13 protein-coding genes are annotated in these 17,199 nt (G+C 47.9%); all 13 read left to right on the plus strand.

The window, feature by feature from the left end; all coding sequences use genetic code 11:
• Positions 1-75 precede the first annotated feature (75 nt).
• Complete coding sequence (gene rfbH / locus MSA64_RS00210; protein WP_106491136.1) at positions 76-1,413, plus strand: lipopolysaccharide biosynthesis protein RfbH; 1,338 nt, start codon at positions 76-78, stop codon at positions 1,411-1,413.
• Positions 1,414-1,528: 115 nt separating this feature from the next.
• Positions 1,529-2,857, plus strand: coding sequence for a phenylacetate--CoA ligase family protein (locus MSA64_RS00215; RefSeq protein ID WP_277663341.1), 1,329 nt, complete (start codon positions 1,529-1,531; stop codon positions 2,855-2,857).
• Between the two features lie 13 nt (positions 2,858-2,870).
• The gene (locus tag MSA64_RS00220) at positions 2,871-4,082 is read left to right on the plus strand and encodes a lipopolysaccharide biosynthesis protein (protein ID WP_154431088.1); all 1,212 of its coding nucleotides are present in this window, start codon (positions 2,871-2,873) and stop codon (positions 4,080-4,082) included.
• Positions 4,083-4,086: 4 nt separating this feature from the next.
• Positions 4,087-5,403 (plus strand): phenylacetate--CoA ligase family protein, encoded by a 1,317-nt coding sequence (locus MSA64_RS00225; protein ID WP_154431089.1) that lies wholly within the window; start codon positions 4,087-4,089, stop codon positions 5,401-5,403.
• Positions 5,404-5,408: 5 nt separating this feature from the next.
• A complete protein-coding gene (locus MSA64_RS00230; protein WP_287890049.1) occupies positions 5,409-7,250 on the plus strand; it encodes a thiamine pyrophosphate-binding protein in 1,842 nt (613 codons plus the stop codon).
• Positions 7,238-8,161, plus strand: coding sequence for an NAD-dependent epimerase/dehydratase family protein (locus MSA64_RS00235; RefSeq protein ID WP_287890050.1), 924 nt, complete (start codon positions 7,238-7,240; stop codon positions 8,159-8,161). The genes MSA64_RS00230 and MSA64_RS00235 overlap by 13 nt, the downstream gene beginning before the upstream one ends.
• A complete protein-coding gene (locus MSA64_RS00240; RefSeq protein ID WP_022170993.1) occupies positions 8,158-9,138 on the plus strand; it encodes a glycosyltransferase in 981 nt (326 codons plus the stop codon). Before MSA64_RS00235 ends, MSA64_RS00240 begins: the two co-directional genes overlap by 4 nt.
• The gene (locus MSA64_RS00245; protein ID WP_270378434.1) at positions 9,113-10,960 is read left to right on the plus strand and encodes a glycosyltransferase 87 family protein; all 1,848 of its coding nucleotides are present in this window, start codon (positions 9,113-9,115) and stop codon (positions 10,958-10,960) included. The genes MSA64_RS00240 and MSA64_RS00245 overlap by 26 nt, the downstream gene beginning before the upstream one ends.
• A gap of 63 nt (positions 10,961-11,023) precedes the next feature.
• A complete protein-coding gene (locus MSA64_RS00250; RefSeq protein ID WP_154431093.1) occupies positions 11,024-11,971 on the plus strand; it encodes an AAA family ATPase in 948 nt (315 codons plus the stop codon).
• Positions 11,968-13,053 (plus strand): DUF58 domain-containing protein, encoded by a 1,086-nt coding sequence (locus MSA64_RS00255; protein ID WP_154431094.1) that lies wholly within the window; start codon positions 11,968-11,970, stop codon positions 13,051-13,053. Before MSA64_RS00250 ends, MSA64_RS00255 begins: the two co-directional genes overlap by 4 nt.
• Positions 13,050-15,479, plus strand: coding sequence for a transglutaminase-like domain-containing protein (locus tag MSA64_RS00260; protein WP_287890052.1), 2,430 nt, complete (start codon positions 13,050-13,052; stop codon positions 15,477-15,479). Before MSA64_RS00255 ends, MSA64_RS00260 begins: the two co-directional genes overlap by 4 nt.
• A gap of 34 nt (positions 15,480-15,513) precedes the next feature.
• Positions 15,514-16,398 (plus strand): SpoIID/LytB domain-containing protein, encoded by an 885-nt coding sequence (locus MSA64_RS00265; protein ID WP_287890053.1) that lies wholly within the window; start codon positions 15,514-15,516, stop codon positions 16,396-16,398.
• 130 nt (positions 16,399-16,528) lie between these two features.
• Positions 16,529-17,199, plus strand: a 671-nt coding sequence (locus MSA64_RS00270; protein WP_287890055.1) for a M23 family metallopeptidase, incomplete at its 3' end; no start/stop codon positions are given.

Consider the following 17,199-nt stretch of genomic DNA (forward strand, 5'->3'; position numbering starts at 1 on the left):
TTTAAATGCATTTTTGCTCGTAACTGTGAAGGTACTGAATAGTTACGAAACGAATATAAAAAAGGAGCAGAAAACATGTTTGAAGAAATGACAGAACAGCAGGCGAGAGAACAGATTCTGGAGATGACAAAGGAATACTGCGAAAAATATCACAATCAGAAAAAACCGTATGAAAAAGGAGACCGGATCCCGTATGCATCTCGTGTGTACGATGCGGATGAGATGGTAAATCTGGTAGATAGTTCTCTGGAATTCTGGCTGACTTCCGGCCGGTTTACAAAAGAATTCGAATCGGAATTCGCAAAATATCTGGGGGTAAAATACTGTTCGCTGGTTAATTCCGGATCTTCTGCAAATCTGCTGGCATTTATGGCACTGACTTCTCCACTGTTAAAGGAGAGACAGATTCTTCCGGGAGATGAAGTGATCACGGTGGCAGCAGGATTTCCTACAACCGTAGCTCCGGTGATCCAGTATGGAGCAGTACCGGTGTTTGTGGATGTGGCAATCCCGCAGTATAATATTGATCCCAATCTTCTGGAACAGGCAGTTTCAGAAAAAACAAAAGCAGTGATGCTTGCACATACCCTGGGCAACCCTTTTGATCTGAAAGCGGTAAAAGATTTCTGTGACCGTCACAATCTGTGGCTGATCGAGGATAACTGCGATGCGCTGGGTTCCCGTTATACGATCGACGGAGAGAGCAGACTGACCGGAACCATCGGAGATATCGGAACCTCCAGTTTTTATCCGCCACATCATATGACAATGGGAGAGGGCGGAGCCGTCTATACAAAGAATCCGCTGCTTCATAAGATCGTGCGTTCTTTCCGTGACTGGGGAAGAGACTGCGTGTGCGCACCCGGACAGGATAATCTGTGTGGCCATCGTTTTGACCGCCAGTACGGGGAACTGCCGTTGGGATATGATCATAAATATGTATATTCGCATTTCGGATATAACCTGAAAGCAACGGATATGCAGGCGGCTGTGGGATGTGCCCAACTGCGCAAGTTCCCGTCCTTTGTAGAACGCAGAATTCATAATTTCAATTATCTGAAAGAAGCATTGAAAGGAACTGAAGACAAACTGATCCTTCCGGAAGCATGTGAGAATTCCGAGCCGAGCTGGTTTGGATTCCTGATCACCTGCAGGGAAGGCGTGGACAGAAATCAACTGGTACAAAAGATCGAAGAAAAAGGTGTACAGACCCGTATGCTTTTTGCGGGAAATCTGATCAAGCATCCCTGCTTTGACCAGATGCGTGCGACAGGAAAAGGCTATCGTGTAGCAGGAAGTCTGGAAAATACAGACCGGATCATGACGGATACGTTCTGGATCGGTGTCTATCCGGGGATGACGGATGCGATGCTGGATGCAATGGCAGATGCGATCAAGGAAGCACTGGAATAATATTTGAAAACGCGTAGCTAAAGGCACAGGAATGAGCTCTGGAACAGGGGATAACCGCGAGTTGACATAATATGAAAAACTGGAAAGCTGCGGCGGATTACAGGAAGGAAGAAGTATGATACTGGACGAAAAACTGAGATGGTTTGGTTTCTGGCTGCTGGACAGTCTGAAAGGAAAACAGATAAGAACATATTATGATCAGATTCAGCGGGCGTGGAAAGAGGGAACATCGATTCGGGAGACCGAAGAGCGGATTCGGGCACTGATCGCCCATGCGGTGAAGACAACAGAATTCTATAAGGATTACCCGGAAGATATTGAACTGACAGATCTTCCGGTAGTCAACAAAGATACGTTTCGACAGAATTATGAGAAGTTCCTTTCGACAACCTATAAAGATGCACCGGATAACAGGGTGATGTGTACGAGTGGTTCTACCGGAACTCCCCTTCGCATGATCCAGAACCGGGACAAAATCCGTCACAACACGGCGGGTGGTATATTCCTGGGAGCAGCAGCCGGATATTATATCGGTATGAAAGAGGCTTTTATCCGTGTGTGGGTCAATAATGTAAAGAAAAGTAAGTTTCAGCTTTTTCAGGAAAATCTGATCATGATGGACAGTTCCCGGATGGATGAGCAGGCACTGGAAAGGATGTTCCGGGTGATCGAGAAGAAAAAAGTAAAATGTCTCGTCGGCTATTCGTCAGCACTTGGGGAACTGAGCAATTATATTCAGAAAACAGGAAAAGATTGTAGCCGCTGCAAGGTGAAAGCGATTATTCCGATTTCTGAGACGATGCCGGAACCGGTGCGCCGGACACTGGAAAAACAGTTTGACTGCCCGGTACGTGCCTGGTATTCCAATGAAGAAAACGGAATTATGGGATTGCAGAATGAAGATAATGAGGGGTACCGGATCGACACCGAAACGTATTATTATGAAATCCTGAAGATGGATTCCGATGAACCGGCAGAGCCGGGAGAACTTGGAAGAATCGTGATCACGGATCTGTTTAATTATGCGTTTCCGATTCTCCGCTACGATAACGGGGATACGGCGGTGGCAACCAGAAAAGAGAAAAACGGCAGATACAGGCTGTATCTGGATGAACTTTACGGACGTCGAAGCGATCTGATCTACGACTGTGAAGGAAAGGCGGTAACACCGTATATTATTACCAATAATCTGTGGGATATCGAAGGGGTAAAACAGTATCGTTTTATCCAGGAAGATGTGAAAGACTATACCATCTGGTTAAACGGAGATCCGCAGAAGATGAATCAGGAAGAAATTCTCGGACGGATCCGCCCGTATCTGGGTGAAGAAGCCAGAATCAGGGTGGAACTGGTGGATGAGATCCCGGTGCTTGCTTCCGGAAAGCGCAAATACATAGAAAACCGGTGCGAAAAGTATAAGAATCAGACCGGTTTCTGCGGATAATAGGGAGAAACAGGTGGAAAAGAAAGAACAGAAAAAACGGATCGCTGCAAACACCCTGTATACCATGGGCGGGCTGATCTTTATGAACGGCGTTTTGCAGCTGATCATTACGCCGTTGCTCAACCGATATATGGGAGCAAAGCAGCTGGGAGAACTTTTGTATATTACAGGGTTGGTTGCGATTATCTGTCCGTCCGTCGGACAGGCGTTAAATACCAGCCGTTTGGTGGTGCGAAGATCACATGAGGTAACCAATGGAGATTACGACTGGATCCTGTTGCTGTTTGGCATACTGGGAAGCGGTGTGGCACTTTTTATGTCAAGAGACAGTATCAGCGGAATCCCTGTGGGGATCGGGGTGTTTGCCCTGTTTCTGCTGACGGTTTTCCGGTACTACGGGGATGTGGAATATCGACTGAATCTGAATTATCAGAGGTATTTTATTTATTATCTGCTGATCGGTATCGGATATCTTGCGGGATTTGTGATTTACCGTATCACAGATCGGTGGTTGTGGATCTATCTGGTCGGTGAGGTGGCTGCTCTTTGTTATGTGGCAGTTACAGGATCTGTATTTCATAAGTTTTTTCAGCGGAGCGGACATTTTTTTGTGGCGCTGGAGAGGGGATTTTTCCTGACATTGTCGTACCTGATCACAAACACCACAATGAATATGGATCGTCTGGTGATAAAGCAGATTCTTGGCAACGAACAGGTAACGATCTACTATGTGATTTCCCTGATCGGAAAGACCCTGGTGCTTCTGATCGCACCGATCAATACGATCGTGATTTCTTATCTGACAAAACGCAGAGAACTGTTAAACAGAAGTCAGTTTGGAAAGGCAGTGCTTGCGGGAGGCGGTGTGGCAGGTGTCTTTTTCCTTGGCTGCCAGGTGGGAACACCGCTCTTTGTCTGGCTGTTTTACCATGACCTGTTTCCGTCCATCAAAGGACTGGTCACGGTGGTCAATCTGGCACAGGTGCTGGGATTGTTTTCCGCATTTTTATTTATACTTGTTTTAACATTTACGGATGAAAAATGGCAGCTGTGGATACAGCTTGCACACTTCGTGATTCTGCTGACCGCATCGGTGCTGGCAGCAAAAAATTATGGGATGATCGGATTTGCCTGGGCATGCCTGGGAGCAAATACGCTTCGGGTTGTGGCAGTGATCGCACTGGGGATCTGGAAGGCAAAACCGGCGAAGAAAGAAGGGGAATGAAAAGATGCAGACAGGTGAAGTTCTTAGAAGAGTGGTGTTCAATCTTCTGGATGCTGCAAAAGGCGGTAGGCTGAAAAAATTAAAAGAAGTCAATAAAAGAGAGATCGTGGAAGGTGTGACGCCGGAATATATGGAGCGGAGGATCGATCTGCTTCTGGACTATGTAAAAAAACATTCTCCGTATTATAAAAAACATCCGGAATGGACAAAACTGGAAGATTTCCCGGTGATGACCAAGGGAGATTTTCTTGAGCATTATGAGGAAGTGCTGGTGGAGAACAGCAAAGAACAGGGTAATCTGTACCGGCTGAGTACCAGTGGTTCTACCGGAACGCCATTTACCGTTCTGTGTGACGGTGACAAGATGAACCGGGTCAATATGAACTTTATTTCCTGTATGGAACTGAACGGTTTCCGTCTGGGAATGAAGCGTGGGGAATTCCGTGCGTGGATAAAGGGGAAAAATACCATAAGTATGTGGAAATCTTTCAAAAATAATCTGGTCATGGTGGATATCTCCAACATGGGAGATGATTCTCTGGAAAAGATCTGTAAAGATATCGAGAAAAAGAAGATCCAGGTACTGGTGACCTATTCGAGTGCACTGACTGCATTGACCGGTTATATCCGACGGACGGGAAGAGATATCAGTAAGTGGAAGGTAGAGATGGTATTTTCCATGGGTGAGGCACTGCCGGATGCAACCTATGAACTGACAAAAGAAATATTCGGATATTCTCCGGTGCGTTCTTATGGAAATAATGAAAACGGTTTTATCGCAATTCAGCTGGGCGAGGATAGGGAATATACGATCGACCTGTATAACTTCTACCCGGAAGTGCTGAAGATGAACAGCGATGAGCCGGCAGAACCGGGAGAACTGGGACGGCTGGTAGTTACAGATTATTATAACAAAACCTTCCCGATGGTGCGTTACGACACCGGAGATACGGGAATTATGCGGATGTATCAGGATGAAAAAGGGCGGATGCATGGAAAATATGTGGAAATCTACGGCCGCCGCGGTTCTCTGATGTATAATTGTATGGGCGAGCCGCTGTCGATCCATGTATTTATGAACACGCTGTTAAAGTTTGAGGGTGTGGTCTATCAGGCAAAATGCATCCAGTGGGGACAGAAAGAGTATGAACTGCTGGTCAACGCAGACCGGAAAAAACTGGTGGAAGAGGATCTGATTGCCGCTTACCGGCATTATCTTGGAGAGGAAGCGGAGATCCGGATCACTTATGTGGACGAGATCCCGATTCAGGCTTCCGGAAAATTCATGGTCTGCGAGAATAAATGGGATGGAAGGAAGTAGAGGATATGAAGCAGAAAGTGTCTGATTATATTGCGGATCGTCTGGCACAGGAAGGGATCTGCCAGGTATTTACAGTGACGGGCGGCGGCGCGATGCATCTGAACGATTCTCTGGGACATCACCCGGGGCTGTCCTGCCTCTACCAGCATCATGAACAGGCGGCAGCGATGGCGGCAGAAGCTTATGCGAGGGTAGACAACCGGATGGCGGCGGTCTGTGTGACTTCCGGTCCGGGTGCGACGAATGCCATTACCGGAGTCTTGTGTGCGTGGATGGATTCCATTCCGATGATTGTCCTGTCCGGGCAGGTGCGATATGATACCACGGTGCGCCACAGCGGTTTAAAGATCCGCACGATGGGAGTGCAGGAATATGACATCACGCCGTCCGTAGAACCCATGACAAAATATGCCGTCATGGTGACGGATCCGCTTACGATCCGGTATCATCTGGAGCGGGCGATCTATCTGGCAAAAACGGGTCGTCCGGGACCGTGCTGGCTGGATCTTCCGCTGAATATACAGAGTGCCATCATAGAAACCGATGATCTGAGAGCGTACGATCCGAAAGAGGATGAGAAAGAACTTCCGGCTCCGGTGACAGAAGAGATGGTGAAGAAGATTCTGGAAAAACTGAAACAGGCAGTGCGTCCGGTGATCTTTGCAGGTCATGGGATTCGACTGGCAGGTGCATATGACAGCTTTCAAAGGCTGGTGGAGCTGCTTGGGATCCCGGTAGTGACCGGAATGAGCAGTATCGATCTGATGGAATCTGCACATCCGCTGTATGTGGGAAGAAACGGAGGAACGGGAAATCGTCCGGGAAACTTTGCAGTGCAGACCTGTGATGTATTATTTTCCATCGGAAGCAGACAGAGTTTTTTACAGACCGGATTTGCCTATGAAAAATGGGCGGCACATGCGTATACGATTCTCAATGATATCGACGGGGAGGAACTGAAAAAAGAGACACTTCACGTGGATCTTCCGGTGGTGGCAGATGCAAAAGAGCTGATCGAAAAGTGTATCCACATGCTCGAAGAAGCAGGGTGCAGCCGTGCACACCCCTGGTTTGCAGATGAGAAAGAATCCTCCTGGAGAGAGAAGTGCCGTCACTGGAGGGAAAAATATCCGGTAGTGACGGAAGAAAAATACAAAGAACCGGAACCGGGACGAACAAATATTTATGCATTTTATGACAGTTTGTCAAAAGTGCTTCCGGAAGGGGAACAGATCCTGGTCAGTGTGGGAACCTCACGTGTGGCGGGAAGTCAGGCAATCTATCTGAAAAAAGGTCAGAGATTTTACACCAATGCCGTGACTGCATCGATGGGTTACGGGCTCCCGGCGGCGATTGGTGTATGCGTTGGATCCGGGGAAAAAGAAGTAATCTGTGTGAACGGGGAAGGGTGTATGCAGATGAATCTGCAGGAGTTACAGACCATCCGGCACCATAACCTGCCGATCCGGATCTTTGTGATCAATAACGAAGGATACCATTCCATCCGTCAGACCCAGACGGCTTATTTTGGCGGTCATCTGGTGGGTGTGGGTGAGGAGAGCGGGGATCTCAGCTTCCCGGATCTTTCCCGACTGGCACCGGCGTATGGATTTGCTTATAAAGAATGCAGAAACAGTGCGACACTGGAAGAGGATCTGCGGGCGGTCATGGAAGTTCCGGCACCTGTGATCTGTCAGGTTTTTGTGTCGAAACTCCAGAAGACGGAGCCGAAACTGGCATCCAGACAGCTTCCGGATGGAACCATGGTGTCGGCATCACTGGAAGATATGTATCCGTTTCTTTCGAGAGAAGAGATGGAGGAGGAAGGCGTATTATGGAAAGAGTGATCGTGACAGGAGCGACCAGTATGATCGGAGAAGCGCTTATTGAGGAATGCCTGAAACATGGAATCTCTGTATGTGCGGTGATCCGGAAGGATACGGCAAGAAAAGATCGTCTGCCGGAAGATCCGCATCTGGAACTGGTGGAATGCAGTCTGGAAGAACTGGCAGCACTGCCGGAAAAAGTGACAGGATCTTTTGATACGTTTTACCATATTGCCTGGGGGTATACCGGTGCGGCAAGAAATAAAAGTACCAGGCTACAGAGTAAGAACATTGATTATACCCTGGATGCGGTAGAGGCAGCTGCAAAGCTTGGCTGTAAACGATTCATCGGAGCGGGTTCCCAGGCGGAATATGGACCATTGGATCAGGAAATGATCGGCCCTGATGCGCCGGAACATCCGACAACTCCGTATGGGGTAAGCAAACTGGCAGCGGGAAAACTCTCGAAACTTTTATGCAAAGAGCTTGGAATCGAATGGATCTGGCCGCGGATCTTCAGCGTATATGGAATCTATGATAAAGAAAGTACCATGGTAATGACGGCAATTCATCAGTTCCTTGCAGAAGAAGAAACAGCATTCACCCCGGGGGAACAGGAATGGGACTATCTGTACAGCAAAGATGCAGGACGGGCTTTTTATCTAATCGGGGAAAAAGGAAGAGACGGTTCGGTCTACTGTGTGGGGAGTGGAAAGGCGAAACGGCTGTATGAATATATTTACCAGATCCGGGATGTGGCAAATCCGAAGGCTACTCCGGGGATCGGGAAAAAGTCCTATGGTGTACAGCCGGTGATGCACCTGTGCGCGGATATATCGAGTCTGAAAAATGATACCGGTTTTGAACCGGCGTATGAATTTTCCAGCGGAATCCGGGAGATGGTCCGCTGGATGAAGGAGAAAGACAAATGAAAAAGAAAATCTCTGTGGTGATACCCACATACAATGAAGAGGGGAATGTAAAACCGCTGGCAGAATCCATTGTCGCAGTGATGGAGACAGAACTTCCGGAATACCGGTATGAGATTCTGTTTATCGACAACCATTCTAAGGACAGAACGCGGATGTATCTGCGGGAACTGTGCGCAAAGAATAAGAACATAAAGGCAATCTTTAATGTCAGAAACTTCGGTCAGCTGCGCTCTCCGGTCTACGGACTGAAACAGGCAACCGGGGACTGTGTGATTCGGATGTGCGCGGACTTCCAGGATCCGGTAGATATGATCGTAAAGTTCGTAAGAGAGTGGGAGAAAGGATCCAAAATTGTCATTGGCATCAAAAAAGCGAGCAAAGAAAACCGGATGATGTACTGGATCCGTGGATGCTATTATAAACTGATCCGGAAAATAACAGATATTGATCATATCGAACAATTTACCGGCTTTGGACTATATGATAAAGCATTTGTGGATGTGGTGAGAGATCTTCATGATCCGATGCCATATCTGAGAGGAATCATTGCGGAACTGGGATTTGATTATACGGCGATTCCTTATGAACAGCAGAAGAGAAAAGCGGGAAAGAGCAAAAATAATTTTTACAGTCTGTACGATTATGCGATGATCGGGATTACTTCGTATTCGAAAGTAGTTCTCCGGATGGCGACGTTTCTTGGATTTTTTGTGGGAGGTGTCAGTGTGGTGGCAGGGATTATTTATTTTATCCTGAAAATGCTGTACTGGGATCGATTTACCGCAGGCATGGCACCGTTACTCATCGGAATGTTCTTTCTGGGAGCAACGCAGCTGTTTTTCATCGGTCTGCTGGGAGAATATGTGCTGAGCATTAATACCCGTGTGCTGGATCGTCCGCTGGTAGTAGAGGAAGAAAGACTGAATTTTGAAGAGAAAGAGGACAGTGAAAATGAAAGCAAAACTGGCAAAGCGTAAAACAGGATTCTGTATGCGGATGAAAGAAAGCTGGAAGGAAATGAAATTGTGGGATGCAGAAGAACTCAATAAGCTGGACTGGGTGATCTCAGCACTGATCCTGATTTTTCTGTTTTTTACCTGTGCCTATGGAGATCTGATGCTGACGGGAAACAGGTCATTTCTGATGTATGAACACTTTACAGATTTTTATAAGGCAAGCTATGAGCAGTCCCACGGATATTATGCCAATTATCTGCCGAGTACTTTTCTGGCATATGCGATCTGGAATCTGCCGTTGTATCTGACCGGTCATGCGCCACAGGCGATGCTGACAAACAGTTTTATCAATAATATGTGGTATAAACTGCTTCCGGTGCTTCTGTATTATGCGACTTCCCATCTGATCTACCAGATCGGTGTGGAAGCAGGGTTCGGAGAAAAGAAAGCAAAGCTTTGTAAGTTTGCATTTCTGGTATTCCCGATCGGGGTGTTCAGTCAGTTTATTTTCAGCCAGTATGATATCTTTACCGTATTTTTCATGGTACTGGGCCTGTATTTTTATGTGAGAGGCGGCTTATGGAAGTTCGCACTGTCTTTCGGTGTTGCGGCAACATTCAAATATCACGCACTGCTGTTCTTCCTGGTACTGCTGGTTTTACGGGAGAAAAAGATCCGCAACCTGATCAAATATGCAGTGGTTATGGCAGTTCCGCTGATGATCGAAGTGCTGCCGAATATCGGAAATATTTATTTCAAGCGCAATGTTCTGGGATTTGGCGTTTTGAAATTTGTGCAGAAACCATTCACCATTGGCTTCTTTGACGGAATCAATCTTGTGGCGGTAACAGCAGCTTTCATGCTGGTGTGGGCGTATCAGAAAAAGACAAAAGACAACCGGGAAATGTTTTCCTGGGGCATTTTCTTCTGTGTGGGAATGAGTTTTGCAATCTTCGGATTCTCTTCCTGGAACCCGCAGTGGCTGCTGATGCTGGTGCCGTTTCTGGTGTTAAATATTTTCATGAATGAAAACGGCAATCTGCTGGTGATGGTGACAAATGTGTTGATCGTTGCACTGTATATCTTCTGCAGCCAGAACCTGGTAGATGAGCAGATAATGAATTACGGAATCCTGAAATACATCCTTCCGGGACAGCAGTTTGCGGTGAGAATGTGGGATCTGTATATGTTCCATGATGAAAAAATGCTCTGCTCTGCGATGTGGGTGGTGCTTCTGGTCTATGTGGTCTTCGGGCATCCGAAATACCATATCCGGAAAGGAACCGAGATCGCAAAAGGGCTGGTATGGCAGATCCGTGCGGCATTTCTGGTCAGTGTGTTTGCATTTGTGATCCCGGCATCGATCTGTGCGCTTGGCATGTTCCAGGGGAAAATTGTTCTGCTGGATAACAGCCGTCAGGATCTGGAACCGGACAATATCATTCAGGTGGATGAAAACTCTTCGGTGAGCCAGGATCTGACGATGGAGGGAAGTGTACTGTCGAATCTGAAGATCCGTGTCTATACCGGAGAAAAGAGCATTTCTGATACACTTACAGTGGAACTGATTGACAAAGAAACCGGGGATGTGGTATATCAGGGAGAAAAAGAGACGGACGGTTTTACGACCAATTCGGCGCTGTATTCTTTCATCGGCGAGAAAGTTTCGGTGGAAAAAGGAAAAACGTATGAGCTGCGGATCAGCAGCGAGGCGGAAGAAGGATCCGGTATCGGTCTGTATTGTGTGACAGCAGACAGTGAAACACAGCTTCTGGCAGAGACAGAGGCCAGAGATGAACTTCCGGCAAGCCGGTTGCAGATGCGTGTGACAGGGGAACAGTAAAAGCGGCCTGCAACAAAATGACAGAAACAGGAAAATTCAAGAGTATAAAAAGGGGAGAAAAGGATGAAGCAGACAGAAAGTCCGGCGATCCGGGCGATACAGGAGATTAAAAAAGCGGTCATCGGAAAGGATGACTGTATCATAAAAGTGATGACTGCGATTCTTGCAGGAGGACATATTCTGATCGAGGATGTGCCGGGAGTGGGAAAGACCACGCTGGCACTGGCTTTTTCCAAAGCGCTGCATCTCGAGCAGAACCGTATTCAGTTCACGCCGGATGTACTGCCGGGAGATGTGACCGGATTTTCATTATATCAGAAAGCGACCGGTACCTTTGAGTATCAGCCGGGGGCTGTTATGTGTAACCTGCTTCTGGCGGATGAGATCAACCGTACTTCACCGAAGACGCAGGCGGCACTTCTGGAAGTCATGGAGGAAGGGAAAGTAACGGTGGATCAGATTACCCATGAGTTGCCCAAACCGTTTGTGGTTATTGCAACCCAGAATCCGGTGGGAAGTGCGGGAACATCCATGCTTCCCCAGTCACAGCTGGATCGTTTTATGATCTGTATGCACATCGGATATCCGGATATGAAATATGAACTGGAAATCGTGAAAGGCAAGATTACGACAGATCCGCTGGATCTGGTAGAACCGGTGATGAATGGAGCACAACTTCTGCGCCTTCAGGATGAGATCCATAAAATTTATATTCATGATGCGGTCTATCAGTATATCGGGAAGCTGGTCAATGCAACAAGAAAACATTCCCTGATCGAGCTTGGAATCAGTCCAAGAGGAACGATCGCACTGGCAAGGATGGTACAGGCACTGGCGTATCTGCGGGGGAGAAATTATGTACTTCCGGTGGATGTCGAGGAGGTTTTTATCGATGTGGAAGCACATCGTATCCAGCTGAATGGAAAAGCACGTGTAAACAGAGTAACCGCTGAACAGATACTGAAAGATATTCTGGAGGGAACGACAAAACCTTCCGTGGTGAGAAAATGAAGAACAAATTACTATATTTCGGACTGTTGGTGGTCACGCTGTATCTGGCCATCCTCTATGACAGTCCCATGCTTCTGGGTTTTGGCCTGATGGAAATGGTACTGCCGGTTATATCCGGCATTCTGATGTTATGGACAGCGGCACATATGAAGGCACAAATCTATCTCCCTATCGGAGTTGCCGAAAAAGAGCAGCCGGTTAATGTGGGGGTGCGGATCGAAAATAAGAGCCGGATCCCGGTATCCAGGCTGGAAGCAAAAATAAAGATACAGAACAGATTTTATCAGCCGGAAAAAGAAGTGATTTTTCAGGGAATGGCTGATGGGAGAGGAACGACCCGCCTGACAACAGCCATTACCAGCAGTCAGTGCGGGTTGGTTGCGTTATGGGTGGAACAGGTAAAAATATGGGATCTGTTTCATCTGTTCGGAAAAAGGATCGAGACAGATGGAAAAGAGGAGCTTTCAGTACTTCCGGAGTATTATGAGGCCTTGCTAGAAATCACACCGCAGATTCGGGAACAGTTGATTGAAAGTGAAGAATACGATGAGAAACGGCCAGGAGATGATCCCTCTCAGATTTTCCAGATCCGGGAGTACCGGGAAGGTGACAGGATGCAGAGGATCCACTGGAAAGCCAGTGCACGTACCAGTCAGCTGATGGTAAAAGATTACAGCATGCCGATCGGACTGGGAGCACTGTTGCTTTTTGATCTTCAGGTTCCGGAAGAATCGGGAGCAGTTTTTCTGGATCAGGCAATAGAGTACGGACTTGCTATTCTGCAGGGATTTTTGAATCAGGAATATCCGCCGCGGGCGGCGTGGTATAACTGTCGGACACAGAATATGGAACAGATAGAGATCAGGGAAACAGAAGATCTGTATCTGCTGACTTCGCGGCTGTTTCAGGCAGGATCTTACCGGGAAGAGATTCTTCTGGAAGAAGCCTATAAACATTCTTATCCGCAGGACGGATACAGTATCTGTCTGCGGATTACTACAGATGGTCAGTGGTGGGAGGATGGGATCCTGAAAGGTGAGCTGACACGTACCGGACTTGAGACAGAGGGGATCAGCGTATGAGACGACAGACAGAAGAGTGGCATCCGACGGGAATCCAGGTGGCAGGAGAGAAAAAAATAAAGATTGAATCCAGGAGACGACAACAAAAGCATGGCGTGCTGCTGCGTTGTGTATATCTGTATCTATGTATGGTGGGAACAATTCTCACATTCAGACTGGATCTTGGAATGAAGTTCCGGGTACTTCCGGTAGCAGGAGTGTTGTTACTGTTTGTGTTACTTGCAATATTAAAAAGTATCTGGAGACCATGGGGAAGATGGGTATACCGGGGAGCATATCTGTTAATCTTTCTGACGGGAGGTCTGGGATGGAAACATCTGGCCGCAGGATGGCAGGCAGCGGAAAACAGTATCCGGCATCAGTTGTCGGTATATTATGGGGTGACACTGGCAGAAAAAACACCGTTGCTTTCCGGGGAACGGGGAGAACTGTTGCTGATCGTTATTTTTGCACTGTTTTTCTGGAGTATGGAAACAGCGGTGGTACGAAAAGGGCGGGCAGGGCTTTTGGTAGCTTCGGAGATTCTGATCGTGCTTTTGGAACTGATGTGTGGCTGCCGTTTCCTACAGCCGGGAATCTTTCTGATCGGAGGATCTCTGCTGGCATTGCTCGCGATGGGACAAAACCATGGAGTAAGCAATCAGCGGATCCTCTATCGTTCCGGGCTGTGGGCAGGAGGGCTGGTTCTTTGCCTGTCACTTCTGGCAGGACCAGCCGGTTCGATGCTGGCAAAACAGACAAACGGCTGGAATGAATGGCTGTATCAGAAGGTACAGAAAAAAACCAGTGAGATTTCCCGGGCAATGGAAAGCCAGAACGGGTTATTTGGCAATCATAATCCGACGGCGGATGGCAGTCTGAATAACTATCCGGTAGAACAGAAGGATGAGATCGATCTTACAGTACATACCTCTGGGAAACCGGTACATAATATGTATCTGCGGGGATTTACCGGCGGAACATATCAGGGGAATTACTGGAGCGGCGTGGATCAGAAAGATTTTGCGGATGCGTTTTCAGAAGCGGACAGCGGCTGGCAGGTACAGAATATTCTCTACCGTTACATCGGGTCCCGCTCTTCGGAAGGGGAAGGAACTGTGACGGTTACCAGAGAAAATCCGGGCGGTGATTATGGATATATTCCTTACGGCTGTGCGGTGCCGGATGATGAAAATGTGCAGGCGGACGGCTGTTATGCCAGTGCCGGAAAAGAGATCTCGTACCAGGGTTATGTAAACTGGACAGAATGGATGGATCCACAGCCTTCGAAAGATGCGGAGTCAGAGATCGAGAGCGCTTACCGGGAATATGTGGCGAAAGAATATCTGAAAGTTCCTGTGGAAGGACTGGATCATCTGCGTTCGTACTGTGAACAGCAGAATCTGCAGTCGGTACAGGAGGTTATCGATTTTGTGGTACGGGATGTGCAGGAAGGACGTACGTACAGCATGGATCTGGAACCGGTTCCGGCGGATCGGGATTTTGCAGAGTATTTTTTCTTTGATCAGAAAAAAGGATACTGTATTCATTATGCGACAACAGCAACGCTGATGTTCCGTCTGCTTGGTGTGCCGGCGAGATATGTTACCGGATATGTGGTGACACCGGAGGAGTTTACGGAAGATGGAGATGGCTATACGGCACAGGTACCGGATACACAGGCACATGCGTGGGTGGAAGTTTACCGTTCCGGAAAAGGCTGGATCCCGGTAGAAGTGACACCGGGTTATCAGGAGAACACCGGTGGAAATGAAAATCAGGAAGTGACCGGAGAGGAAAGCACACTGACACCGGAACCGACCGCGGAGCAGTCCCAGGAGGCAACACCGGAGCTTACCGAAACTCCACAGCCGGAGCAGGAAGAGGCATCGTTGACACCGGAGAGTGAAAATGGTCAGGGAACAGAAGAACAGGAGACAAATACGGAAAATGGATCCGGAGAACAGAGACCGGAGGGAATCGGACATGCATTCCTGAAACTTTTCGTGATACTGTTGATTCTTGTCGGGCTGGCCGGTGGCAGTGTGGGTATAGTTGCTCTTCGCAGAAAACAGATATTGCAGGAGCGAAACAGTTGCTTTTTCCAGAAAGATATCAACAGGGGAATCTGTGAGATTTCCTACGCGATTTATGGGATTTTCCGGGATGCAAAGGAAGCCGGAGTGCTGCAGGAAGTCCCGGAACAGAACGATGACCGGGAATTTGCCCGCCAGACAGAAAAAATTCTCCCGTGGATGGAAGAGGGGACATATACAGCAATTGTGGAACTGGTAGAGCGGGCATCGTTCGGACCGGATCCTCTGACAAAGAAGGATCGGACCCGGTGTTATCAGTTTTATGAGAGTCTGGAGCAGCAGTTCTGGACACAGATGCCGAAACAGAAAAGATTCTGGTGGAAATACATGAAAGCGTATAAAACTTCATAAACTAGGAAAAAGGCATCGGGCAGTCTGTGAAAATATGAAAGAAAAACTTCGTATGATCCTGGCAGTGACAGGGATCTTTCTGTTGCTTCCTCTGCTTCTGACGGTTTTTCTGTCGGGCAGAGAAGTGTTGCGCATAAAAAAACAATGGAATATGGAATCGCTTCTTCCCATGATGATGTGCAGGGAAATCCCCTGGGAGTATGAGGCGGAGATGAAAAAAGTACAGGCTGTTCTTACAAGGAGCAGCCTGTACTTGCGTATAGAAGAGACTGGGATGGATGGGGAAGACTGGGAAAAACTGTGGAGGGAAGTGAAAGCAGCGCAGCATCAGAAAGGGTATCAGCAGGCATACCGGAGTATGGAGGCAGCAGCCAAAGATACTGAGGGGGAGATGCTTTTTTACCGGTCGAAGGTCTGTGAGGGTGTGTTTCACCGGATCAGCAGCGGTGCGACCCGTGACGGGCTGGAAGTGTTTGGAAAGATGGAGAAAGGATATCTTCTCAGTGTGGACAGCAACTGGGATATGTATGGGGAGGGCTATCTGAGCGGTCATTATTTTTCGGAGGAAGCACTGCGAAAACAGCTGGAAAAGGCATATCCCGGGCTGGTATTTACGGAAGAATCACTGGAAAAACAGATAAATATGCATAAACGGGACAAAGTGGGACACATTTTGTCCTTGACAGTTGGGAATGAAACAATCTCAGGGGAAGAATTTCGCAAGCTTCTGGAACTGCCGTCGAGTAATTTTACGATGCAGGCGGCAGACGGGAAAATTCGCTTTTTATGTAAAGGACAGGGGCACGGGCTGGGACTTTCGCAGTATGGAGGAAATGTGCTGGCGAAAGAAGGAAAATCGTATCGGGAGATTCTGCGGTATTATTTTCCGGAGTGTGAAGTGAAAAAAGAAGATTCCTGACCGGATAGAAAAACGGTGTATACTTCTGAAAAATCAGGGAATTCTATAGATAAAGAATCTGGATGAGTAACTGGGACTGACGGGGACGGTTACTGGTTTTGTTCTTTAGTATAGAATAGCAGAGGTGAAGATGATGAAAAAAGAAAAGACATTGCGTATGGCAGTTACCGGTGCGTTGCTTCTGACTGTGGTTGCGGCGGGAATCTCCATGTACCGGACGGATACAACGCCGAAAAAAGAAAGTAAAGCACAGCAGGAGGAAGAGAGCAAAGATGTGACGAGTAAAGATGCCGAGGCGCAGGATACCGGAGAACTGGCAAAGAATACCACAGAAAATCAGGAAGCGACTCCGTCGCCAACCATGAATCAGGATAACCCGGACAATGCAATCCCTCCGGCACAGGAAGACGAAAATGGACAGGAAACCGCAGATGCCCGGGAATCTGCCGATACATCCGCAGCTGTGCAGCCGGAACTGAACTTTACCGAGGACAGCCAGATGCTCTGGCCGGTCAACGGTCAGGTAGTGATCGATTACAGCATGGATGCCACCACATATTTTCCGACACTGGATCAGTACAAATATAACGATGCCCTGATGCTTGGCTGCGAAAGCGGTGAGCCGGTACAGGCAGCAGCCAATGGTCAGGTGGTCTCCATCAGCGAAGATGTTGAGACAGGAACTACCATGGTCATGGATCTCGGAAACGGCTATCAGGCAACCTATGGACAGCTGAAAGACATCACCGTAGAACCGGGACAGACCGTGGAGAGCGGAACCATCCTTGGCTACGTCAGTGA

The organism is Oliverpabstia sp., assembly GCF_022785585.1.
In the GTDB taxonomy this organism is placed as follows: Bacteria; Bacillota; Clostridia; order Lachnospirales; family Lachnospiraceae; genus Oliverpabstia; species Oliverpabstia intestinalis.